Origin of the sequence: Bacillus sp. D7-8 (assembly GCF_052055895.1) — a bacterium.
In the GTDB taxonomy this organism is placed as follows: domain Bacteria; phylum Bacillota; class Bacilli; order Bacillales; family Bacillaceae; genus Bacillus; species Bacillus velezensis.
The window spans coordinates 3,143,844-3,164,628 of record NZ_CP179922.1 but is presented as its reverse complement, the minus strand read 5'-3'; the positions used below and the strand labels follow the sequence as shown (position 1 = coordinate 3,164,628).

22 protein-coding genes and 1 riboswitch are annotated in these 20,785 nt (G+C 48.3%); of the genes, 11 read left to right on the top strand and 11 right to left on the bottom strand.

Going from position 1 to position 20,785, the window contains the following annotated elements; all coding sequences use genetic code 11:
* Positions 1-8: 8 nt before the first annotated feature.
* The 5 genes from ACKTRM_RS15575 to modA all read right to left on the bottom strand — a co-directional run bounded on the left by ACKTRM_RS15575 (position 9) and on the right by modA (position 4,376).
* A complete protein-coding gene (locus tag ACKTRM_RS15575; RefSeq protein WP_012118433.1) occupies positions 9-944 on the bottom strand; it encodes an ABC transporter ATP-binding protein in 936 nt (311 codons plus the stop codon).
* Between the two features lie 119 nt (positions 945-1,063).
* Complete coding sequence (locus ACKTRM_RS15570; RefSeq protein ID WP_041482269.1) at positions 1,064-2,167, bottom strand: sensor histidine kinase; 1,104 nt, start codon at positions 2,165-2,167, stop codon at positions 1,064-1,066.
* A gap of 5 nt (positions 2,168-2,172) precedes the next feature.
* Positions 2,173-2,820, bottom strand: coding sequence for a response regulator transcription factor (locus ACKTRM_RS15565; protein ID WP_012118431.1), 648 nt, complete (start codon positions 2,818-2,820; stop codon positions 2,173-2,175).
* Positions 2,821-2,914: 94 nt separating this feature from the next.
* Complete coding sequence (gene modB / locus ACKTRM_RS15560) at positions 2,915-3,598, bottom strand: molybdate ABC transporter permease subunit (RefSeq protein ID WP_023357129.1); 684 nt, start codon at positions 3,596-3,598, stop codon at positions 2,915-2,917.
* On the bottom strand, positions 3,579-4,376 hold the full coding sequence (gene modA / locus ACKTRM_RS15555; protein WP_012118429.1) for a molybdate ABC transporter substrate-binding protein: 798 nt from the start codon (positions 4,374-4,376) through the stop codon (positions 3,579-3,581). Before modA ends, modB begins: the two co-directional genes overlap by 20 nt.
* A gap of 117 nt (positions 4,377-4,493) precedes the next feature.
* Here modA and ACKTRM_RS15550 point away from each other — a divergent pair, with 117 nt between their 5' ends.
* Entirely contained in the window at positions 4,494-5,420 is a 927-nt protein-coding gene (locus ACKTRM_RS15550; protein WP_012118428.1) for a substrate-binding domain-containing protein, read from the top strand.
* A gap of 30 nt (positions 5,421-5,450) precedes the next feature.
* Here the strand turns inward: ACKTRM_RS15550 and ACKTRM_RS15545 are convergent, their stop codons facing one another.
* Both ACKTRM_RS15545 and ACKTRM_RS15540 read right to left on the bottom strand, forming a co-directional pair.
* Complete coding sequence (locus tag ACKTRM_RS15545; protein WP_012118427.1) at positions 5,451-7,307, bottom strand: LTA synthase family protein; 1,857 nt, start codon at positions 7,305-7,307, stop codon at positions 5,451-5,453.
* A gap of 41 nt (positions 7,308-7,348) precedes the next feature.
* Positions 7,349-7,831, bottom strand: a complete 483-nt coding sequence (locus ACKTRM_RS15540) for a metal-dependent hydrolase (protein ID WP_003151759.1) — start codon at positions 7,829-7,831, stop codon at positions 7,349-7,351.
* 183 nt (positions 7,832-8,014) lie between these two features.
* On the opposite strand from ACKTRM_RS15540, the gene sspJ reads away from it, so the two are divergent.
* Positions 8,015-8,155: a small acid-soluble spore protein SspJ gene (sspJ, locus tag ACKTRM_RS15535; protein WP_012118426.1), complete on the top strand. Its 141-nt coding sequence runs from the start codon at positions 8,015-8,017 to the stop codon at positions 8,153-8,155.
* A gap of 121 nt (positions 8,156-8,276) precedes the next feature.
* A riboswitch (Lysine riboswitch) is annotated at positions 8,277-8,457 on the top strand.
* A 110-nt stretch (positions 8,458-8,567) separates the two neighbouring features.
* Positions 8,568-9,980: an amino acid permease gene (locus ACKTRM_RS15530; protein WP_007613722.1), complete on the top strand. Its 1,413-nt coding sequence runs from the start codon at positions 8,568-8,570 to the stop codon at positions 9,978-9,980.
* Between the two features lie 157 nt (positions 9,981-10,137).
* On the opposite strand, the gene ACKTRM_RS15525 is transcribed toward ACKTRM_RS15530, so the two are convergent.
* Positions 10,138-11,076: an iron-hydroxamate ABC transporter substrate-binding protein gene (locus ACKTRM_RS15525; RefSeq protein ID WP_012118425.1), complete on the bottom strand. Its 939-nt coding sequence runs from the start codon at positions 11,074-11,076 to the stop codon at positions 10,138-10,140.
* 247 nt (positions 11,077-11,323) lie between these two features.
* Between ACKTRM_RS15525 and ACKTRM_RS15520 the strand changes: the two genes are divergently transcribed.
* From ACKTRM_RS15520 to ACKTRM_RS15510, 3 genes are read left to right on the top strand one after another with little or no spacing between them, the layout of a single operon-like run.
* The gene (locus ACKTRM_RS15520) at positions 11,324-12,361 is read left to right on the top strand and encodes a FecCD family ABC transporter permease (RefSeq protein ID WP_029973587.1); all 1,038 of its coding nucleotides are present in this window, start codon (positions 11,324-11,326) and stop codon (positions 12,359-12,361) included.
* Positions 12,361-13,371 carry a FecCD family ABC transporter permease gene (locus tag ACKTRM_RS15515; protein WP_012118423.1) on the top strand — a complete coding sequence of 337 codons (1,011 nt, stop codon included), beginning with the start codon at positions 12,361-12,363 and terminating at the stop codon, positions 13,369-13,371. The genes ACKTRM_RS15520 and ACKTRM_RS15515 overlap by 1 nt, the downstream gene beginning before the upstream one ends.
* Before the next feature lie 18 nt (positions 13,372-13,389).
* Positions 13,390-14,193 carry an ABC transporter ATP-binding protein gene (locus ACKTRM_RS15510; protein ID WP_012118422.1) on the top strand — a complete coding sequence of 268 codons (804 nt, stop codon included), beginning with the start codon at positions 13,390-13,392 and terminating at the stop codon, positions 14,191-14,193.
* Positions 14,194-14,231: 38 nt separating this feature from the next.
* Here ACKTRM_RS15510 and ACKTRM_RS15505 read toward each other — a convergent pair whose 3' ends face one another.
* The 3 genes from ACKTRM_RS15505 to ACKTRM_RS15495 all read right to left on the bottom strand — a co-directional run bounded on the left by ACKTRM_RS15505 (position 14,232) and on the right by ACKTRM_RS15495 (position 16,157).
* A complete protein-coding gene (locus tag ACKTRM_RS15505) occupies positions 14,232-14,654 on the bottom strand; it encodes a regulatory YrvL family protein (RefSeq protein ID WP_012118421.1) in 423 nt (140 codons plus the stop codon).
* Between the two features lie 69 nt (positions 14,655-14,723).
* The gene (locus tag ACKTRM_RS15500) at positions 14,724-15,884 is read right to left on the bottom strand and encodes an oxalate decarboxylase family bicupin (protein ID WP_012118420.1); all 1,161 of its coding nucleotides are present in this window, start codon (positions 15,882-15,884) and stop codon (positions 14,724-14,726) included.
* A 117-nt stretch (positions 15,885-16,001) separates the two neighbouring features.
* Entirely contained in the window at positions 16,002-16,157 is a 156-nt protein-coding gene (locus ACKTRM_RS15495; RefSeq protein WP_012118419.1) for a YvrJ family protein, read from the bottom strand.
* A 242-nt stretch (positions 16,158-16,399) separates the two neighbouring features.
* Here ACKTRM_RS15495 and ACKTRM_RS15490 point away from each other — a divergent pair, with 242 nt between their 5' ends.
* The 5 genes from ACKTRM_RS15490 to ACKTRM_RS15470 all read left to right on the top strand — a co-directional run bounded on the left by ACKTRM_RS15490 (position 16,400) and on the right by ACKTRM_RS15470 (position 20,742).
* Positions 16,400-16,936, top strand: coding sequence for a sigma-70 family RNA polymerase sigma factor (locus tag ACKTRM_RS15490; protein ID WP_087920805.1), 537 nt, complete (start codon positions 16,400-16,402; stop codon positions 16,934-16,936).
* Entirely contained in the window at positions 16,933-17,169 is a 237-nt protein-coding gene (gene rsoA, locus ACKTRM_RS15485; protein ID WP_003151778.1) for a sigma-O factor regulator RsoA, read from the top strand. Before ACKTRM_RS15490 ends, rsoA begins: the two co-directional genes overlap by 4 nt.
* 172 nt (positions 17,170-17,341) lie before the next feature.
* The gene (locus tag ACKTRM_RS15480; protein WP_003151779.1) at positions 17,342-18,061 is read left to right on the top strand and encodes a response regulator transcription factor; all 720 of its coding nucleotides are present in this window, start codon (positions 17,342-17,344) and stop codon (positions 18,059-18,061) included.
* The gene (locus tag ACKTRM_RS15475) at positions 18,058-19,800 is read left to right on the top strand and encodes a HAMP domain-containing sensor histidine kinase (protein ID WP_012118418.1); all 1,743 of its coding nucleotides are present in this window, start codon (positions 18,058-18,060) and stop codon (positions 19,798-19,800) included. Before ACKTRM_RS15480 ends, ACKTRM_RS15475 begins: the two co-directional genes overlap by 4 nt.
* A 63-nt stretch (positions 19,801-19,863) precedes the next feature.
* Entirely contained in the window at positions 19,864-20,742 is an 879-nt protein-coding gene (locus ACKTRM_RS15470; protein ID WP_012118417.1) for an SMP-30/gluconolactonase/LRE family protein, read from the top strand.
* The last annotated feature ends 43 nt before the right edge of the window (positions 20,743-20,785 follow it).

Below are 20,785 nucleotides of genomic sequence, written 5' to 3'. Positions count from 1 at the left end.
CAGTGAGGTCAGTCGCGCAGGCTTCTGCCTGTCAGCGTGAGAAATACCGTTTCTAAGTCAGGGGCCTGTTCCTGCAAGGAGCGGATTTCAATTCCTTTGTCCATGAAGTACCGGATCAGGCGGTTTAAATTGTTGACCCCTGTGTCAGAGCTGATTTTCACGCTGTTTTCTTCCAGTGTGGCGGCTCTGACGCCGGGCAGCTCCTGAATATCGCCGAGGCTGATGCCGTTTCCGGATGACAGCTCAATCACGACGTCCTTCGTGTCGGTAATGATGGAGGTCAGCTGTTCTTTTGTGCCTTCTGCGATGACTTTTCCATGGTCGATAATGGCGATGCGCGTGCATATTTCTTCCACTTCCTCCATGTAGTGGCTCGTGTAGATGATCGTGCAGCCCATTTCATTCAGCTTTTTCACTGATTGCAGAATATAATTTCTTGATTGCGGGTCAATACCGACCGTCGGTTCATCCATGATGATCAGTTTCGGCCGGTGGGCAAGAGCGCACGCAATATTGAGCCTGCGCTTCATTCCGCCGGAAAAATGCTTCGGCAAATATTTGTGTTTATCGCTCAAGCCGACGAATGTCAGGGCCTCCTCGACCCGTTCTTTCAGAGCCGCCCCTCTCAGGCCGTACAGCCCGGCGAAGAACTTCACATTTTCATAGGCGTTTAATTCTTCGTAAATCGCGAGGTCCTGAGGGACGATGCCGATATTCATTTTCGCTGCTTTGCTATATTTGAAAATATCTTTTCCGAGAAACAGAATGTCTCCGCCTGAAGGTTTTAAAAGGCCTGAGATCATATTGATCGTCGTGCTTTTTCCGGCTCCGTTTGCGCCGAGAAACCCGAAAATCTCACCTTCTTTTACGGCAAGCGACATCTGGTCAACGGCGGCATAATCACCGAATTTCTTACTCAGCTGTTTGAGCTCCAAAATGTTCATGTTTCCACCTCTATGTCTTATGATGCTCTTATTATAAAAAAAAGAATGAACGGCCGTTAGTGCAGCTGTTCATTCCTTTGACATGAGAATCTTCATATTTTTCACATGAAAACATTCACTTATTCAACCGGAAGCAATGTCGTGACGGAAAAACCGGCCGTGCCGTCAAAAATAACGGTTCCGTGCAAGACGGCCGCCCGTTCTTCCATACCGAGCATGCCGAGGCCTTTTTTAAAGCGGACGGCGCCGTTTCCGTTATCTTTCACTTCCGCTTTCACGGCTTTGTTCAGCACATGGATATCAATGAAGATCTGTGTGGCATCGGCGTATTTCATTGCATTGGTCAAGGCTTCGGTTACGTTTTCCTGAATGACTCTCCAATGCATTTGCGTCAGCCTGTCCAAATCGCCTTGATGCGTAAACGGAACCGGCATCCCGTTTTTGGCCGAAAATTCATCAATAAACGTTCTTAATCTGTGAATGCCCATTTGTTCAGCGGGCGGTTTCATATTTTTCAGCGTAATACGGATATCCTCTATGCCCTCTTTGGAAATGGTAATGGCATTTTGGAGCAGTTCAGCCGCTGTGTCCGGATGGGAGCCGAGCATCCGTTTCGCCGCTTCCATCTGAATGAGCGCGCCTGTCATGGAATGGCCGATTTTGTCATGGATGGCTTGGGACAATCTGTTTCTTTCTTCGAGTTTGCCGGTATACTCCGATTGTTTGATATATTCCGTGCTGCTGTGCAGCTGTTTCGTCAGTTTTTCAATGCTTGAGCGCATGTTGTCTGACTGCTCTTCATATTTTTTCAGCCGGTCGCTGGACCGGGCGGCCAAAACGAATATCGCCAAGCAGAACAACGTCATGACGATATAAGTCGGAAGGTCGCCGTACGGGATAAATAAAAACGGCAAAAACACGAGCAGGCAGAACACATAGCGGTGAACCGGATATTCGGCAAGAACGGCAAAAATGGCGGGCGGCAAAAGAAACAGAAACGCCGGATGGCCTAAGGCGGAAAGCCAAGCGGTCAATGCCAGCGCCATGAGGGTGATCCCGCGCCTCCAAGCGGTCTGCCTGATCATGCAGACCGCAATGCCCAAAGATAGATAAAGCAGCAGAAACAAGACGGCGTACGGTGTGTAAAGGCGGTCTGCCGATACGAACAAAAAAGCCGTATAAAAAATGGCGATCAGTCTGCTCATCAGCATCCAAAAATCCATACCGTTCAACGCCCGTTATCCACCTTCCCGGTGATATAATAAATCGCGATCTGCGTTCTGTGCTCAAGCCCCGTTTTCCCTAAAATAGAGGAAATATAATTGGCCGTCGTCCCTTCAGAAATGAAAAGCTGTTTTGAAATTTCCCTGTTCGAGAATCCTTTCGCAATAAGCGACATGATGCTGAGCTCTCTTTCAGTAAACTGGCTTTCATCAATCTGATGCGCGGCTTCCGCCGGCCGGGAAAGGCTGTCTTTTATTTTATCCAGTACGGTGTCCTGAAGAATGCTGTGCCCGTTGAAAACGCTTTTGATCGCATCGCGGATCCGTTCCGGTTCGGTATTTTTTAATAAATATCCTTTCGCGCCGTTTTTAATCGCTTCTAAAATATACTCATCGTCGTCAAATGTCGTCAGGATCATCGGCTTCGTATCCGTTTCCTCCGCGATCCGTTTTGCGGCTTCGACGCCGTTCATCACCGGCATGCGGACGTCCAGCAAGGCGATATCGACGGAATTGTGTTTACAATACTCTGCCGCCTCGAGGCCGTTTTCCAACGTTGCCGATACAGTAAATTCCTCATATGTATGCAAAATGATTTTCATTCCTTCTCTGATGAAAGAATTATCATCCGCGATAATGACATTAATCTTCATGGCCGCACCCTTTGTGTGTTTTTTGTTTCATTATATACCATCCGATTTTAAATCAAAAAGCCTCCCGGCGAAAGGTGCGCGGAAGGCGGATCGGTCAAGCGGGTTTTTTCAATTGGATGAAAAACAGCATCAGGAAAGAAATGATCACAATACAGATCACCCACCCCCAGGCGAGTGTTTCATTGCCGGAGTCCATCGCGACGTAAATCGCTGTCGGCAGCGTTTGGGTGACACCGGGAATATTTCCCGCAAACATTAAAGTCGCCCCGAATTCACCTAGCGCACGTGCAATACTGAGAATGCTTCCGGTCAAGAGGGAGGGAAAGGCAAGCGGGACGGAAATGCGGGTGAACACCTGCCACCTGCCGGCTCCGTCTACTTTCGCCGCTCCCTCAATGTCGGCATCAACCGCGGCGAAGCCCGTTTTAGCGGACTGATACATAAGCGGGAAGGCGACAATGGCCGAAGCGATCACCGCGGCCGACCACGTGAAAATGACGGGCTGGTGAAAAATCCGCTCGATCGTCCGGCCGATAAAGCTGTGTTTCCCGAAAATAATAATGAGAATGAAGCCGACAACGGTAGGCGGAAGAACGAGCGGGAGCATAAACAGGGTCTCCACAGCCGTTTTTCCGGGAAATCGCGCTTTCGCCATCCAGGCGCCGGCAAGCGTCCCGAGAATGATGACGGCGATGCCCGATGCCAAAGCCACCTGAAACGACAGTACGACGGGAGTGAAAAACTCCGAAGCCGTAATGTTACTTGGCAGTAAATCCATATTTCTTAAACACTTTCATTGCTTCATCTGACTGCAGATACTGATAAAACGCTTCTGCTTCTTTACGGTGCTTTGTATCCTTGACGATGCCGACAGGATAAACGATCGGATCGTGCGTTTTCGCCGGCGCTTCATCGGTGATTTTCACCTTTTTCGAAATCAGCGCGTCTGTTTTATAGACAAGCCCGGCATCGACATTTCCGGTTTCAACATAAGAAAGCACCTGGCGAACGTCTTTTGCATAGACGACTTTATCTTTTACCTTGTCCCACAGGGATAATGTCGTCAATGACTGTTTGGCGTATTGTCCGGCCGGAACGGATTCAGGCGTGCCGAGCGCAATTTTTTCCGCGCTGTCTTTTTTCAGGTCATTCAGATGTGTCAGGTGTGCGCTGTTTTTCTCAGGTACGATCATGACGAGATCATTTTTCAAAAGATCCGTGCTGTCCTTTTTGTCGATATCTCCGTCATGAACGAGCTTTTCGAATTTATCTTCGGCTGCCGAGAAGAATAAATCAGCTCCCGCGCCTTGTGAAATTTGTTTTTGCAATGTGCCTGATGATCCGAAGTTGTCTTGAATGGTTACGTTTGAATGTGATTTTTCGTAGTTGGTCTGGATTTCTTCAAGTGCATCCTGAGCGCTGGCTGCCGCAGAAACGGTCAGCGTGACTTTTTCGTTTTGTCCGCCTTTGGACGATTGTCCGGATGAGCAGCCCGCAGTTGCCAGGAAAACGGCCATAGCCGCAGTTGTGAGTAGTGTCGCTTTCTTTTTCAACATTGTGCACCCCTTATAGCTAAATATCATTAGATCAAACTAATTATAACGCAATTGTACGTGATGGTGCGGTTTTTTTTCAATATCTGAACAGTTATAATAAAAACGGAGCGTGATAATATGACAGAAGCCACTTCCTATACAATAGAAGAAGTTGCGGGCCTTTTGAAGGTCTCCAAACTGACAGTATATGATTTGATAAAAAAAGGACTCATTCCGGCGTACAGGGTCGGAAGACAGATGAGGGTCGATGAAGAGGACTTAAAACAATATAAAGCAAACATGAGAATGTCAAAAAAGCCATCCGTATCAGAAGCACCTGACCCGTCCCGCGGGCGGGAGCCGGAAAAAAGGCAGTCCGTTATCATCAGCGGGCAGGATGTGTCGATGGACCTTCTCAGCAAACAGCTGGAACAAACAATACAGGCGGCTCCGCTCCGCAAGTACAGCGGCAGTTTGAACAGCCTGATCGAGATGTACCGCGGAGCTTGTGACATCGTCAGTCTGCATTTGTACGATGGGGAGACGGGGCAGTATAACATCCCGTATGTGAAGCGCATCCTTTCAGGGGAGCCGTTTGCGCTTTTTCATGTCGTGCTTCGTCAGGCCGGATTATATGTGAAAAAGGGCAATCCGCTGAACATTCAGGGCTTTCAGGATTTGAGCCGAAAGGATGTCCGCATCGTCAATCGCGAAAAAGGATCAGGCGCGAGGGTGCTGCTGGATGAACAGCTCAGATCATTCGGCATCACGCCGTCTGATGTCGCCGGCTATCATGACATTGTCACGGATCATCTGTCAGCGGCTTCACAAGTATCAAGCGGAAAGGCGGATATCGGAGTCGGGTCGCAGCATGCGGCGCATATGGCGGGCACGGACTTTATCCCGGTGATCAGTGAGCAGTACGATGTGGTCGTCTTAAAACAAAACCGGGAGCTTGTTCAAAGCGTGCAGGACATTCTTAATTCTGAGGAATTCAAGTCCCAGCTTTCTCAATTATCCGGATATGATACGAAAATGACCGGACGGCTCATATATGAAACATGAAAAATCCCTCCATATAACGGAGGGATTTTTTTATTGCTTATAAAACCGCAGCAGGTCGCCGTTTAATATTTTATCGGAAAGCATCAGCTCTTGTTCCGCTTTTTCTTTCTCATCGCTGCACGCGCTCATGTCAGAAAGCGGTTCACCCGTTTTACGGCTGTAACACGTATTTTTCGTATAAATATGATCATCCGTGATAAAGCTGCCGTTTCTCAGCACCGCAAACGGCGTCCGCTCTCCGGAAAACAGATCATTGCCGAACTGAATGCTGCCTTTCGTTTCAATGCCGAGCAGGTGAAGCAGCGTCGGTCTTACATCAACCTGTCCCGCGGCCGAAGCAATCGTTTCCGGCGCACGGTCGGTCACCCCGGGAATATGAATGATAAACGGCACGCGCTGAAGCTGAACCGTATCAAACGGAGTGATTTCCTCTTTCCCTAAGAATTCGGCAAGTCCTTGATTATGGGCTTCGGATATACCGTAATGATCTCCCATCAGGACGATCATCGCGTTGTCATACAGTCCTTCTTTTTTCAGCTTCTTGAAAAAGTGTTTCAGGGCCTCATCTTCATAGCGGACCGTCGTCACATAGCGGTTTAATAACTCGCTGCTTGTGTCCGGTTCCTCAATGAGCTGATCCTGTTTATCAATTTCAAAAGGAAAATGGTTGGTCAAAGTCAGCAGGCTCGCGTAAAACGGCTGCGGAAGCTTCTTTAATTTTTCCGCTGACTGTTCGAGAAACTCCTTATCCTTCAGGCCCCAGCCTGTTGAATTTTCCTGTGTCACCTTAAATTCATCCGCGTCGAAAAAACGGTCGATTCCGAATGCCCCGTACATCTCATCCCGGTTCCAAAAGGCTTTATGATTGGCATGCAGAACGGCTGAATAGTATTGACGGTCTTTTAACATATGGTACATCGTATTGAACCGGTGGCCGCTTTTTGTAAAAAAAACGGCGCCGCTTGAAGACGGATACAGCGAATTCGCAGTAATGAATTCTGAATCTGAGGTTTTTCCCTGTTCAGTCTGCTGATAAAAATGAGTGAAGTCATAACTTTTTTTCCGCAGTTTATTTAAAAACGGGGTAATCTCCCGTCCGTTGACCCGCTCATCCATTACAAAACGCTGGGTTGATTCGAGCGTAACAAAAATCACATTGCGCCCCTTTGCGAGCCCGAACTTTGATTCGGACGGCCTGCTGTAGTCGGCTTGAGTGTAATTTGCGACCGCCGCAAGGCTGTCTTCGTCGGCAAACGCTTTAGCCCCTGCATTCAGCGTCTGCGAAATGGTGTCATACAAATGAAAGTGGAACAGGCCGATTCCTTTTACGAGCGCTTCACGATCAAAAGGGTGCTTGAACAGCTTCGGCTGCTCAGCCTCAGACAGCGCAAGGTTGCACAGCATGAGGCCGGCTGATGCCCACGCATACGCTTTAACGGTACGGGTGCTGGCTTTTCCTTTACCAGCTTTATGCCTTTTACCAAGATAAAACAAAACCGCAATATCCAAAAATAAAGCGATATAAAGCGGGTGAAACAGCTCTTGGACGCTGCTTCCCATATCGCCCATATTGCTCGCCTGAAACAAAACCGGTATGGTGATAAAATCAATATAAAACCCGTAAAACACCGTATTCGCGATTAAAATTCCCGTCAGCATCACATTCGCCGAAAGCAGAAAGATCCGCTGTTTTTTTTCTGTCAGCAGCAGGGCGATGCCGAACAGCGGCACAATGAAGCTCAGCGGATTAATGAGAAGCAGACATTCCTCAAGAACCGAATTGTTCTGCAGATCAAAACCGAGCTTATAAACGGCATAGGTTTTCATCCACATGAACAGGATGGACAGGCATAAAAACCGATGATTGCTGAAAAAGGTTTTCTTCATATGTATGACTCCTCACCCTAAAAGCGAAAGATGCTTTTTGTTTAAGAGATGCGGCCGTGAACCAGTTCGTATAAATAATAGCAGGATACAATCGTTAAGCCGGCCAGCACAAGCTGCTCCGAAAAACTCCCCGTTCTCATATAAAGGGGCAGACGGAAGCGGATGGCGGACGGAAACAGCAGTTTAATGCCGTTGACGGTCCATGCGTCAAGCACAAGATGGCTCGCCATTCCGATCATCAGTCCGGCGGAAATGCTCGGATTCGGAATATAGGTTGCCGTAATGAAAAACATAATAAGCATAAACAGCAGGCTGTGTGTAAACGTTCTGTGGCCGAACACCGTGCTTACGATTTTGGACAGAACGGGCAGCGTCCTGCCGATTTTGCTTTTCGTATGGCATATGTCGGGAATCAGCGCCCCGAGGGCACCCGCTGAGGTCATAAGGACCGGATCATACCCGTAATAATACGCAATTGCGGAACAAGAAGCGATGCCTCCCATGATGTGTGTTTTTCCTGTCATTTTTCGCTTCTCCTTTTTATTTTTGCCAAAATCCCCTGAATTACAAATATATCAAGAGAATGCATGTTTGATCAACAAACTTTACCTGTTCCGCCAAAAGGAAGGAGACGCGGATTCCGCATATTCTGCCGCGGAAAAAGACACATTATAGGTGTACCTATATTTGATAAAGAGGTGATACAGATGTCTTTCTTTAACAAAGAAAAAGGAAAAAACAGCGATAAAAACAAAAACGTCATTCAAGGCGCGCTTGAAGACGCCGGTGCAGCTCTGAAAGACGATCCGCTTCAAGAAGCTGTTCAAAAGAAAAAAAACAACCGCTGACCATATAAGACGGGTAGGGCGAACGCTCTATCCGTTTTCATCTAATTTTTCCCTTTGACAGATCTTTTTATCTCTGATAACCTCTGAGTAGAATTGAATGATAAAAATCCTCACTCTTTCTCGGTGAGGTAGAGGTTGCGCTTGATGATGAGTCGCACATGCCAGGCTGATAGGGGCCGCAAAACATGTGTTAAAGGCATCAGCGCCGAAGTGTAAAGAAAGCCGATCCTTCTTTATGCTGGGACTGTATCTGAATAAGTGCAGGACTGCCGCGTGCTTTTTCGCGGAGGGCTATCCGGAGATCAAGGGTGTGTGTGTTTCTTTAAGCATGGACTTTTGTTCAGGCTTTTTTTGCGTGTAAATATGATCTCGGGGTCTGGTCCGTACGAATGAACAACCAGGAGGTACAGGAATGGAACAGACGAAAAAATGGGGTTTTTGGTTATTAACGGCGTTTGTCGTAGGAAATATGGTAGGCTCGGGCATCTTTTCGCTTCCGAGTTCGCTCGCAAAAATCGCGAGCCCGTTCGGCGCCACATCGGCATGGCTTTTAACGGGAGCCGGTGTGTTAATGATCGCGCTGGTCTTCGGCCACTTATCCATCCGCAAGCCTGAGCTGACGGCGGGGCCGCAAAGCTATGCGCGTGCGCTGTTCAGCGATCGGAAAAAAGGGAATGCAGCGGGCTTCACGATGGTGTGGGGCTACTGGGTGGCGAGCTGGATCAGCAACGTGGCGATCATCACGAGCCTTGCCGGATATTTAACATCATTTTTCCCGATTTTAACGGATAAGCGTGAAATGTTTTCGATCGGCGGTCAGGCGGTTACGCTCGGCCAGCTGCTGACGTTTGCCGTATGTACGGTTTTATTATGGGGCACTCACACGATTCTCGTCACCAGCATTAACGGTGCGAGTAAATTAAATTTCGTCACGACGTTTTCAAAAGTATTAGGATTTATCTTCTTTATCATTGCAGGTTTATTTGTGTTTCAAACGTCGTTTTTCGATCATTTTTATTTTCCGGTTCAAACAGGTCCTCACACAGTTGAGGGAATCGGCGGACAGATCCACAATGCGGCGATTTCAACATTATGGGCGTTCGTCGGAATTGAATCGGCAGTCATTTTATCCGGGCGCGCCCGTTCGCAGCGCGACGTGAAACGCGCCACCATTACCGGATTATTGATCGCGCTTGGCATCTATATCATCGTGACATTGATTACGATGGGCGTGCTTCCGCATGGTAAGCTTGTCGGCTCGGAAAAACCGTTTGTTGACGTATTGTACGCGATCGTCGGCAATGCGGGAAGTGTCATCATGGCGATTCTGGCGATTTTGTGTCTGTTCGGAACGATGCTCGGCTGGATTCTTCTCGGCTCTGAAGTTCCGTATCAAGCGGCGAAATCAGGAGACTTTCCCGCTGCTTTTGCAAAAACGAATAAACAGGGAAGCCCGGTTGTGTCGTTAATCGTAACGAACGTGATGTCACAGATCTTTATCTTTTCAGTTATTTCCCGGACGATCAGTGACGCGTTTACGTTTTTAACGACAGCGGCGACGCTCGCTTATCTGATTCCGTATCTCGTGTCAGCGTTTTACAGCCTGAAGCTCATTTTTACGGGTGAAACGTATGACGAGATAAAGGGTTCAAGAGTAAGAGACGGTATCATCGCCATCCTTGCCTGCATTTATTCTTTTTACGTCATTATTACCGGAACGGCCGATTTAACGACCTTTATTCTCGGTATCGGGCTGTTCTTCGTCGGTTTGCTGTTATATCCTTTCGTCTCAAAGAAATTTGCAAACAACAGACAATCGGTATGACAAAAAGACATCTCACGTCTGTGAGATGTCTTTTTTATTTGCGGCGGCGGGTTACGTTTTGACGGCGTGTATATGCGGTTAAATGGTCAGTGCGTCCGCTGAAAAAACGGTCAAGTGTAAAGAATAATAAAAAGCCGCTGTGACAGCGGCTTCGGGGTTACTTCGTTAAGCTTTTTGTGATGTAGTCGAGCTGGCCTTCAAGTGAGATCGGGTCTGAGAAATAGAAGCCGATCGGATCAATGCGGTAGACATGGTTTTGTTTGACAGCATCGAGGTTCTTCCAGATTGAGCTGTCAAGCACGCCTTTGTCGTCACCGCCGGCCTGCCATGGCCCCATAAAGATGTAGTCTCCCGCGAAGTCAGGCAGTTTCTCGAGTGAAATGCTGGCGTAGCCCGGTCCTTGATTAATGGCTTTTTCCTGCGTCAGTTTTGTGGCCTTCAGCCCGAGTTTGTCATAAATGATGCTTCCGCCGCGGCCGAAGTCTTTACCGAATACATAGATGTCTTTTCCGTTTGTCTGCATGATGGAGATGGTTTTTGAGCCGACCGCTTTTTGAACCTTTGTTTTAGCGGCAGCGGTTTTCTTATCCCATTCAGCCAGCCATTTGTCTGCTTTATCTTCAGTGCCTGTCATTTTCGCAAACTCTTTGAATTGATCAATGTTGCTGAGCTTGTCATATTTAATGGCGATGGTCGGCGCGATTTTTTCCAGTTTTTCAATATCGGCGCCTTGTGTCGTCCAGACAACGATTAAATCCGGCTTTAAGTCAATGATTTTTTCAACGGACGTGCCGTCGCCGATGTTTGTCACACCTTTTGTTTTCCCTTTGTAATAAGGGTTTTTAAATACGTTTTGCGGCGCGCCGACAACATTGATGCCGAGCTGTTTAAAGTCGCCGTAGTAGCCGTCAGCCATGACGACGACCCGTTTCGGGTGCTTCGGAATTTTAATATTGCCGTTTTCGGCTTTATACGTGATGGTTTCTTCTTTTTCAGAAGAACCTTTCGTGTCTGAAGAATTGCCGCATGCGGCCAAAGCGGCGATGAGCAGCATGGCAATCAGCGCTGCGCCGATTTTCTTGTATGTATGGAACATCTGACATTCCTTCTTTCATGAAAATTAGTGATAAAGAGAATCATTATCAGTGTGATTATATCACTGCTTTCATAGAGAAGCACGCTCTTTTTTAAGAAAAACTTTCTTTTTTTATATGAAATTAGGTCTATTAAAAGAGAAGATAAAAGTGCTATACTGAAACAAGTCATTGATAATCATTATCATTACCATTCTTGTTTTGAGAAAGGAAGAACGAGTGTTGGGTCTATTGAAAAAGAAACAGACAATGACGGCTCAAGGGGCATCAGGGAGTGAAATCCAGTGGACGGCGCGTTCATTCCGGGCGGCTGTGCTGCTGTGTGCCGGGATTGCGGTTTTATTGATCGGCGCGGCTCTGTCTGTTTCCATCGGAGCTGCCGATATTCATCTGCGGACGGTGTGGGATGCTCTCTTTCACTTTCAGCCGCAAAATACATCTCATCAAATCATACGCGATCTGAGGCTGCCGAGAACCGCTGCCGCCGCGCTCGTCGGGGCTTTTTTAGCTGTGTCCGGGGCGATTATGCAGGGGCTGACGCGGAACCCGCTTGCTGAGCCTTCCATTATGGGCGTGACGTCGGGGTCAGGATTTGCGATCGCATTGGCGTTTGCTTTTTTTCCGGGGCTCTCTGCCGCTGGGCTTGTTTTGTGGTCCTTTGCGGGAGCGGGAATCGGAGCGCTTATTGTGTTTGGCATCGGCCTGTTTTCAAAAGGCGGTCTGACACCGGTGAAGCTCGCGCTGGCCGGTACGGCAGTCGGCTATTTCTTAACGGGGCTTTCAAGCGCGATTGCGATCCGTTTTGATGTCGCCCAGGATGTGAAGTTCTGGTATGCCGGAGGAGTCGCTTCCGTGAAATGGGAAGGCGTGCAGCTGCTGTTGGCGGTCGGGGTTATCGGACTTTTGCTGGCATTTCTGATTGCGCGCTCAGTGACGGTGCTGAGCTTGGGTGAGGAGCTGGCCAAAGGGCTCGGGCAGTACACATCGCTTGTGAAAGTAATCGGAATGTTTGTCGTTGTCCTCTTGACGGGGGCTTCAGTCTCAGTCGCCGGAGCCATTTCTTTTATCGGCTTGGTGATTCCGCATATCACCCGATTTTTAGTCGGGGTAGATTACAGGTGGATCATTCCCTGTTCGGCGGTATTCGGCGCCGTTCTGTTAGTCTTCAGTGATATTGCCGCAAGACTCGTCAATGCGCCGTTTGAAACACCGGTCGGCGCTTTAACCGCCCTTATCGGCGTTCCCTTTTTCTTTTATTTGGCGCGCAGGGAAAGGAGAGGGCTGTAATGAATGTAAAATCGAAAAAACCGCTGGCGGTCATGGCCGTTACGTTTTTGCTCATATGCATCGTCTTTTTTATCAGCTTAAACATGGGTGTGATCCGGATTGCGCCTCTTGATACGCTACGTGTCTTTTTCGGACAGGGGGATGCCCGGGATCAGCTCGTTTTATTTGAATTCAGACTGCCGCGCATGGTGCTGTCATTGCTGGTCGGCGCCGGAATCGCGGTTTCAGGCGCGATTTTTCAAAGCGTGTCTCAAAATGACTTGGCGGAGCCGGGCATTCTCGGTATTAACGCCGGGGCGTCTTTGGCGGTCGTTCTGTTTATCTTCTTTTTTCAAGGATCAGCTGTTGATTTAAGTATGGCCGGTACATGGCTGCTTCCGGTGAGCGCTTTGGCGGGGGCTTTTCTGGCTGCGCTGCTCATCTATGTGCTGGCTTGGAAAAAAGGCGTTTCACCTGTCCGGCTCGTTTTGGTCGGGATCGGCGTCAATGCGGGGTTTAATGCGCTTCTCTTGATTTTTCAGCTGAAAATGGACCCGCGGGATTTCATGCAGGCGCTTGTATGGATTTCCGGTTCGATTTGGAACGCCAATTGGAAAATGGTGCTGTCCATTTTGCCGTGGCTGCTGGTTCTTTTACCGTTCAGCCTCTATAAAGCCAGGTATTTAAATGTGCTTCAGCTCGGTGATCAGCTGGCGGCGGGGCTTGGCACCCGGGTTGAAAAGGAGCGGCGCGTTCTGCTGATGTCCGCCGTTGCCCTGACCGCGTCATGTGTTGCGGCAGCCGGCGGAATCGCTTTTCTCGGACTCATTGCGCCGCATTTGGCCAGAAGGCTTACCGGGCCGCGCCACCAGACGCTTATCCCGGTTTCGGCTTTAATCGGCGCATTTTTATTTCTGCTTGCCGATACGCTGGCGAGAAATGTGCTTGCGCCGTCCGAAGTTCCCGTCGGCCTGGTGATTTCCGTGCTCGGAGCGCCGTATTTTGTATATTTGCTGATGAAAACGAAATAGAGGAAGGAGACTGCCGCGATGAACTCATTATCGGCGGAACAGCTTACTGTCGGTTATGGCGACCGTTTGATAGCGAAAGAATTGGATATCGCCATCCCGAAAGGAAAAATTACAACGCTGATCGGTCCGAACGGCTGCGGAAAATCGACGGTTCTCAAAACGATGTCAAGAATCATGAAACCGAAATCCGGCGCCGTCTATTTAAACGGACAGGCGATCATGCAAAAATCCACGAAAGACATCGCCAAGGAAATGGCAATTCTTCCGCAGACGCCTGAAGCGCCGAGCGGGCTGACGGTGTACGAACTTGTTTCTTACGGCAGGTTTCCGCATCAGTCCGGAATGGGCCGTTTGAGTGATAAAGACCGTGACATGATCAAATGGGCGCTGGAAGAGACGGGGATGGCCGAATTTTACGACCGGCCGATCGAAGCGCTTTCCGGGGGGCAGCGGCAGCGTGTGTGGATCGCCATGGCGCTCGCTCAAGAAACGGAGCTGCTGCTTCTTGATGAGCCGACCACTTATTTAGATCTCGCCCATCAGCTTGAAATTTTGCAGCTGCTGGACAAATTAAACAAGGAGCAGGGCCGTACCATTTTAATGGTCATTCATGATCTGAACCATGCCGCCCGTTTTTCCCATTACATGATCGCCCTGAAAAAAGGGCGCGTCATCAAGGAAGGAACGGCGGAGGAAGTCATGACTCCCGGCATATTGAAAGACGTTTTCCAAATTGACGCACAGATTGTAAAAGATCCGCGCACGAACAAACCGGTCTGCTTAACCTACGATTTAATCCGGCATGAAAACGCAACGGTATGATGAAAAAAAAACGCAGAGCCATTCCGGCCTGCGTTTTTTTATTGCGCCCGGGGCTGCTTTTCTCCGGAGACGCATTTATCCAAAACGAAAAAAACCCCCGCCACAATCAGCTCCTCCGTCGTTGACAGCCAAATCTTTTCAATCAGTTTATCCGTCGTATACGCGGTCATCCAGAGGAACAGCAGCTGAACGGTGCTGGCTAAAAGGAGAAAAGGCAGCCTGCCCGTCCCAAAAAAGGTAAAGCTATGTATCATCAGCCGCTCAAGCGGTTCAAAACATAAACCGAGAAAAATAAAAAGCACGGAAAAAAGCAGGACGTACGCCATCGATCCGTAGCTCGTCCCGGCTAATGAAAATACGGCCATCATCACGATAAAATACCCGAATAATACGGCAGCGGCTGCCAGGGCATACCGGAGCACCTGAAGAATAAACATTTTCGTCCCGTTTTGATTGATCATCTGTTCAGCTCCTTTTCACACAGAGGAGACTTGCAGAGACGGAACTCTGCAAGCCGGTGTGTATCTTCTTCAGCATTTCTTTTTGACGACAGGGTGTTTCTCTTTCGAAAGAATATCCGTAAAGTCTTTGCCCAGATCCAGATGCTGCTGGACGAATTTCTCAGGAAGCATGGCAAGCCATTGGTTCAGGGACACATCGGCATAGTGGTCATCCTTGAAGATTTCCAGGAAGACGAGCGGCTCATCTCCCAAATTCTCCACATAGTGGCCCATTGCGAACGGAACGTAACCGACATCCCCGGCCTGATAGTTAAATGTTCTTGCATGGCCGTCTGATGCAAAAACCGTCATCCGCCCTTTACCGGAAATATAATACTGCCATTCATGCGTGTTCGGATGCCAGTGCAGCTCTCTCATTGCGCCCGGTTCGACCACGACAAGCGCTGAAGCGATCGTTTTGGACACTTTGAAGTTTGTGGAATCCGCGATATATACTTTGCCGCCATCCGTCTCAGCAGTCGGGCCTTCATCCAGCAGGCGGTAAGTGAACGGATAAGGCACTTCACCGTTCGGGCCTTCCACAATGTCATCTTTCAGCTTCCCGGGAACCGGCTCTTCAAAGATATATTTTTCTTTCCCGGGCAGGCCGGCGAGGTCTTTTTCTGAAACCCCGAAGTTGCTGGCAATGACATCAAGCGGTGTGTGGGCAAGCCAGTCAGTCACTTGGAATGTGCTGTTTTCTGAGAAAGAACCGTCATCAAAAACCAAGAGGAATTCACAGCCTTCTTTCAGCGCCTGAATGGAGTGCGGCAGGCCTGACGGGAAGTACCACAGATCTCCTTCCTTCACGTCATCGATAAAACTGCGTCCCTGTTCATCAACAATCGTGACCCGCGCTTTGCCCGTCAGCATATATGCCCATTCCGCTTCTTTATGCCAGTGCAGCTCACGGATGGCGCCCGGTTTTAAACGCATGTTGACAGATGCCAGATTTTCAGAAATCGGCAGCTCGCGAACGGTCACCTCACGCGCGTATCCGCCCTTTTCCAGCCGGTTGTGCACATCTGAGAAAGAGAATTTCATATTATCCACTGTGCCGTGATCCGTTTCCGGCGGCGTCAGCATATCCGGATTTTGGCGGTCTCTTTCAAGGTTGCGCGGAATCGTGACGGTCGCCCCTTTGTCTCCTCTGATCGGCTGCGGGATATTGCAGTTATTTTCTTTTGACATGTAAATCGTCTCCTCTCAAGCTTTGTTTTTTCAGAAAGAGAATGTGAAAGGCCTTTCGTTTTCCCTTCTGCTTTGTTAAGTGATGCGTTCCGATGAAAAGTCAACTTCGTGTGAAAATTAATTTTTCATTTTTTGATCTTTCAGTTCCGTCATCAGTTCGATCAGGGCGTCAAACTTCTTCTCAAACCGTGTGAGAAGATACATGGCAATCAGAGCCGGAAAGCCGAGATTGCCGATCTGTCTGACCGCTTCTTCTATAAAAACCTGATCCATTATCAGCCACCTCCTGACTTGACCTGCAGTCATGTATATAAGTGAAAGAAAGAGCGGCTCCTGTAAACCTGATATCCCGGTTGAGGGTCTTTTTTTTGTTCCGGCAAATCCGGGACATAAGGAGTGCGGAATCTTAGTCGGAAAGGAGTAGTTTACTTTTTTTTGCTTTCTTTCATTTAATTTAAATAGGGGGCGGTTTTATGGACTATCAAGTTCTTTTACGGTCAAAATGCAAGGAAATTATGAAACATCCGATCGTTAAACATTTTTTAAGTGACCCAAAGCATTACGAGAAATTTAAAAATGTGCTGGAACATTCAGACGAGAAGGATGCAAAATCACTGGACGACCATTTTAAACAGTTTTATAAGGAAATCCGGATCATCAAATATATGAACTCTATGATCCGGATTTTCTCCATCGATTTTGACAAGCGCATCCGTAAAAATCAGAAGCGCTATCCGCTGACGGTGGATCAGCCGGAGGGAGGTGAAGCGCTTCCCTATGAAATGGGAAAAGACGCGTATGAAGAGTTTCTGCGGAAGCAGGGGGATTTGAGCCAGCATGTCCAAAACCGTGATTTATACGAAGCGCTTCAGACGTTAACCGATAAACAAAAAAGCGTGCTGACGAATATTTATCTTCACGGAGCGACGATGAAGGAGATTGCCGAGTCGCTGGGTGAATCACGGCAGAACATTTCCAATATTCATAAAAAAGGGCTCGACAATCTCAGAAAGCAGCTGGACAAGCAAAAAAAGGGGGAAAATAAGCAGTGAACGGGCCATTTGACTTCAACAAAGAGAACACAGATACCGACGAAATGGAACTTTTGATTTCGCGTTTTTCGCCAATGATAAAAAAAAAACTGAGCAATACATCATACCAGGAAAGAGAAGATCTTGAACAAGAATTGAAGATTAAAATAGTTGAAAAAGCGGACATGCTGTTATGCCAGGAAGTGCCGGGTTTTTGGGAATTTATACTTCATCTTATAAATGAAAGCTCCTGACAAAAGCGGCGGGATGATTGATATTCCGCTCTGACAACGTGAGAAAAACGAGAAGAGATGTCCGTCTCGTTTTTCTTTTCTGTTTCCCCGCAAGACCTCCGCACTAAAAAAGTACCAAATCTTATCCATATAATGATATGATGAAAAAAACAAAGAGAAAGGAACGTCCAAGGTGGAAAATGCGTCAATTTTAATTGTAGACGATGAGAAGGCGATCGTTGATATGGTCAAACGCGTTCTCGTCAAAGAAGGCTATCACAACATTAAGACAGCCGGAAGCGCTGAGGAAGCGATCGAGTTTGTTAAACATGAAACCGCGGATCTGCTCGTGCTGGATGTGATGATGGAAGGCATGTCCGGTTTTGAAGCATGCACCGAAATCCGGAACTATACCGACGCTCCGATCTTTTTTCTGACCGCCCGTTCTTCTGATGCGGATAAGCTGTCAGGATTTGCATTGGGAGCTGACGATTATATAACAAAGCCGTTTAATCCGCTCGAATTGGCGGCGCGGATCAGAGCGACGTTAAAGAGAACCTATAAGCGCGAAGAGAAAACGGCGGTAAAGACGTATTCATACAGCCATTTTTCCTATTCACCGCAAAACGCCGAGCTGATCGTCGGGGGCGAGCCCGTCAGCTGCTCCGCACAGCTTCTGCAATTGCTTCAATATTTCTGTGAACACCCTGATGTGGTGCTCTCAAAAGATCAGATCTATGAAAAAGTATGGGGATATCCGTCTTACGGCGACAACAACACCGTCATGGTGCATATCCGCAAGCTCAGAGAAAAAATTGAAAAAGACCCCAGCAATCCGTCCTATATTGTAACGGTGCGTGGCCTCGGTTATCGGTTTATTCCCGATCAAGGAGAAAAAGGAACCCGCTCATGAGAATGCGCGGAAAATTTCTGCTCCACTTTTTCGGACAGCTGCTGCTTGTCATCCTGCTGATGTCCGTTTTGGCCGTCGCTTCTTTCTTCTATTTGGATTGGCGTTTCAGCGAAGCGGAAGCCAATGCGGGACTGACCAAAGCGACGGCAGACTCGTTTGAAGCGTGGCTTGATAAAAACGAAGACGGCACATGGGATGTCGATGAGTTTTTAAAGATGTCGGTCCGAAAGCAGAAGGGCTGGCTGCAGATCATTAATGATAATGAAAAAACGGACTACGCGTACAGAGTGCCGAAAGACGTCCCGAGCCATTACAGCAGAAAAGATCTCTTATCCATTTACCAGTACCGGAATTTTGACAACTACAAGCTGAATTACTGGACGGTCACGATAAATGATGAGACCTATTTGATTCTGTTCGGCTGGAAATCCGCCAGTGAGCAGCTTCTCACTTACATCGAATCACAGGAGCCATCCCTCGCTTCCCTTTCTCAATATAAAAAGAGCACGATTGATTATATTAAACGGGAAAAAGGGGCGGTCTACCTTCTCGAAGACAGCGGCAGACTGCTCGGGGATATCAACAGCACGAAAAAAGAACGGAACACCGTCAATGAGCTTGAATTGCTGAAATACAGTTCCAAGCCGTGGAATTACAAACGGGAAATTTCTTTTAAAAGACTCGATAAAACGAAATGGATGGTCGCGTCGGTGCCGAACCCCGTGTACATCCCCGATCACGAGTTTAACAAATCATTTTTGAGAAATGTGATGAAAACCCTCTTCCTCTTGATCGGAATTTTAGTATTTATGATCTGCATCTTGACCATCTGGTACTCTTTCCGTTTCGGCTGGCCGCTGTTTCATACCATCAAATGGCTCGTCAATTTATCAAAGGGCCGGCTTGAAGAGCCGAAGAACCGCAAAGGACAGCCGGTCAGCAAAAACAAAAAAGGCAAAACAAAACAGCCGTTCCGCTTTTTCGCCGAGATTTTCGAATCGATGGATCAGCTGACCGACACGCTGAAGCGGGATAAGAAAAACAGAGAAAAAATCCAGGCGACAAGGGAAGAATGGATCGCCGGGCTGAGCCATGACTTAAAAACCCCGCTGAGCACGATTTACGGCTACAGCATGATGCTCGAATCGAAGCAATACGACTGGACCCCGGAAGAAGTCAAAGAAATGGGGCAGATCGTCCGGGAAAAATCAGAATATATGTCGAAGCTGATTGAGGACTTAAACTTAACATACCGCCTCAAAAACGCGGCCCTCCCGATCGAACGGCGGCTGATCAACGTCGTGCCGTTTATCAGAAACGTCACGAACGATTTCACGAAAAACACGTTCTCGGAAGGCTATGACATCGCCTTTGAAACCAAAAAGGAAGACATTCTTTTCGCCATTGATGAAGCGTGGTTCCGCCGTATTCTGGAGAATCTGCTGGCAAACGCGGTTAAGCATAATAAGAAAGGGACCGCCATTCGGGTCGTGCTTGAGGAATCAGCCGAACAGCTCATTCTGAAGGTGAAAGATAACGGAAGAGGAATGGACGACGAAACGATTCACCAGCTGTTTAACCGTTATTACCGGGGAACGAATACGAAAGGCCCGTCAGAAGGAACGGGACTCGGGCTCGCCATTGCCAAGGAGCTGGTTCACCTTCATAACGGAACCATCCATGTCAACAGCAGAATCAGCGCCGGAACGGTGATTACGATTCTTTTTAAAAAAGATTGAGTTTGGACGCCGCTTTGTCGGGAATAACAATAGAAGACTGACAAGCAAAAGAGGTGTTCACACATGGAAGCAGCATTACGAGCAGATACGAGAGCAGTTATCGGAGAAGGCCCTTTATGGGACAAGGATAAGCAATGCCTGTACTGGGTGGATATACTGGGCAGCCAGCTGCATATCTTCACTCCGGCTGACGGAATCAACCGTTCCGTTAAATTCAAATCATTTGTCACGGCTCTGGCCTTGTATTCAAAGGAAGAGCTGGTGATGACGATGAAAGACGGTTTTTACCTGTACAATCTTCGGGAAGACACATTGACGAAGATGAAGCAGCCGAAAGACATGCGGGAAGATATCCGTTTCAATGACGCAAAATGCGACCCGTCCGGCAGATTATGGGCGGGAACGACGAGCATGGAAGGCAAAGAAGAGGAGGCTTCGCTGTACCGTCTGAATACGGACGGCAGCCTTGCCAAAATAAAAGACCAGGTCTCCACCTCGAACGGTTTGGATTGGGATCGGGACCGAAACCTGATGTACTATATCGACACTCCGACGCAGGAAATCGTCTGTTATGCATACGATCCTGAAACCGGGGCCGTATCAGATCCGAAAACGGTCTACCGCTTTCCGGAGTCGCAAGGATCTCCCGACGGAATGACCATTGACCGTGACGGAATGCTGTGGGTGGCTCTGTTCGGAGGCGGCCGTGCCGTCCGGATTGACCCGTTTTTGCATAAGGAAATTGCATCTATCGAAGTTCCGGCGAAATACGTCACCTGCTGCGCGTTCGGAGGCAGAGACTTAAACACGTTATACATTACGACCGCGACGGAAAAATTGACGGAAGCCGAAAGACTTGAGCAGCCGCATGCGGGCGGCCTGTTTTCAGCAGAGCTTGAGACGGGCGGCTGGGAGCCGGTTCCGTTTGCAGGCATGATGTAAAAAAAAGCCCTGGCATATTGGGAAGTCCCCATTGTGCCGGGCT

What these genes read in the sequence shown, in the direction of transcription:
- ACKTRM_RS15505 (WP_012118421.1), bottom strand. Translation starts at nt 14,654, where the DNA reads ATGATCAATCAAAACGGGACGAAAATGTTTATTCTTCAGGTGCTCCGG.
- modB (WP_023357129.1), bottom strand. Translation starts at nt 3,598, where the DNA reads ATGGATTTACTGCCAAGTAACATTACGGCTTCGGAGTTTTTCACTCCC.
- sspJ (WP_012118426.1), top strand. Translation starts at nt 8,015, where the DNA reads ATGTCTTTCTTTAACAAAGAAAAAGGAAAAAACAGCGATAAAAACAAA.
- ACKTRM_RS15510 (WP_012118422.1), top strand. Translation starts at nt 13,390, where the DNA reads ATGAACTCATTATCGGCGGAACAGCTTACTGTCGGTTATGGCGACCGT.
- ACKTRM_RS15550 (WP_012118428.1), top strand. Translation starts at nt 4,494, where the DNA reads ATGACAGAAGCCACTTCCTATACAATAGAAGAAGTTGCGGGCCTTTTG.
- ACKTRM_RS15475 (WP_012118418.1), top strand. Translation starts at nt 18,058, where the DNA reads ATGAGAATGCGCGGAAAATTTCTGCTCCACTTTTTCGGACAGCTGCTG.
- ACKTRM_RS15540 (WP_003151759.1), bottom strand. Translation starts at nt 7,831, where the DNA reads ATGACAGGAAAAACACACATCATGGGAGGCATCGCTTCTTGTTCCGCA.
- ACKTRM_RS15500 (WP_012118420.1), bottom strand. Translation starts at nt 15,884, where the DNA reads ATGTCAAAAGAAAATAACTGCAATATCCCGCAGCCGATCAGAGGAGAC.
- ACKTRM_RS15525 (WP_012118425.1), bottom strand. Translation starts at nt 11,076, where the DNA reads ATGTTCCATACATACAAGAAAATCGGCGCAGCGCTGATTGCCATGCTG.
- ACKTRM_RS15515 (WP_012118423.1), top strand. Translation starts at nt 12,361, where the DNA reads ATGAATGTAAAATCGAAAAAACCGCTGGCGGTCATGGCCGTTACGTTT.
- ACKTRM_RS15530 (WP_007613722.1), top strand. Translation starts at nt 8,568, where the DNA reads ATGGAACAGACGAAAAAATGGGGTTTTTGGTTATTAACGGCGTTTGTC.
- ACKTRM_RS15575 (WP_012118433.1), bottom strand. Translation starts at nt 944, where the DNA reads ATGAACATTTTGGAGCTCAAACAGCTGAGTAAGAAATTCGGTGATTAT.
- ACKTRM_RS15570 (WP_041482269.1), bottom strand. Translation starts at nt 2,167, where the DNA reads ATGGATTTTTGGATGCTGATGAGCAGACTGATCGCCATTTTTTATACG.
- ACKTRM_RS15495 (WP_012118419.1), bottom strand. Translation starts at nt 16,157, where the DNA reads ATGGATCAGGTTTTTATAGAAGAAGCGGTCAGACAGATCGGCAATCTC.
- ACKTRM_RS15565 (WP_012118431.1), bottom strand. Translation starts at nt 2,820, where the DNA reads ATGAAGATTAATGTCATTATCGCGGATGATAATTCTTTCATCAGAGAA.
- ACKTRM_RS15470 (WP_012118417.1), top strand. Translation starts at nt 19,864, where the DNA reads ATGGAAGCAGCATTACGAGCAGATACGAGAGCAGTTATCGGAGAAGGC.
- ACKTRM_RS15545 (WP_012118427.1), bottom strand. Translation starts at nt 7,307, where the DNA reads ATGAAGAAAACCTTTTTCAGCAATCATCGGTTTTTATGCCTGTCCATC.
- ACKTRM_RS15490 (WP_087920805.1), top strand. Translation starts at nt 16,400, where the DNA reads ATGAAACATCCGATCGTTAAACATTTTTTAAGTGACCCAAAGCATTAC.
- modA (WP_012118429.1), bottom strand. Translation starts at nt 4,376, where the DNA reads ATGTTGAAAAAGAAAGCGACACTACTCACAACTGCGGCTATGGCCGTT.
- ACKTRM_RS15520 (WP_029973587.1), top strand. Translation starts at nt 11,324, where the DNA reads ATGACGGCTCAAGGGGCATCAGGGAGTGAAATCCAGTGGACGGCGCGT.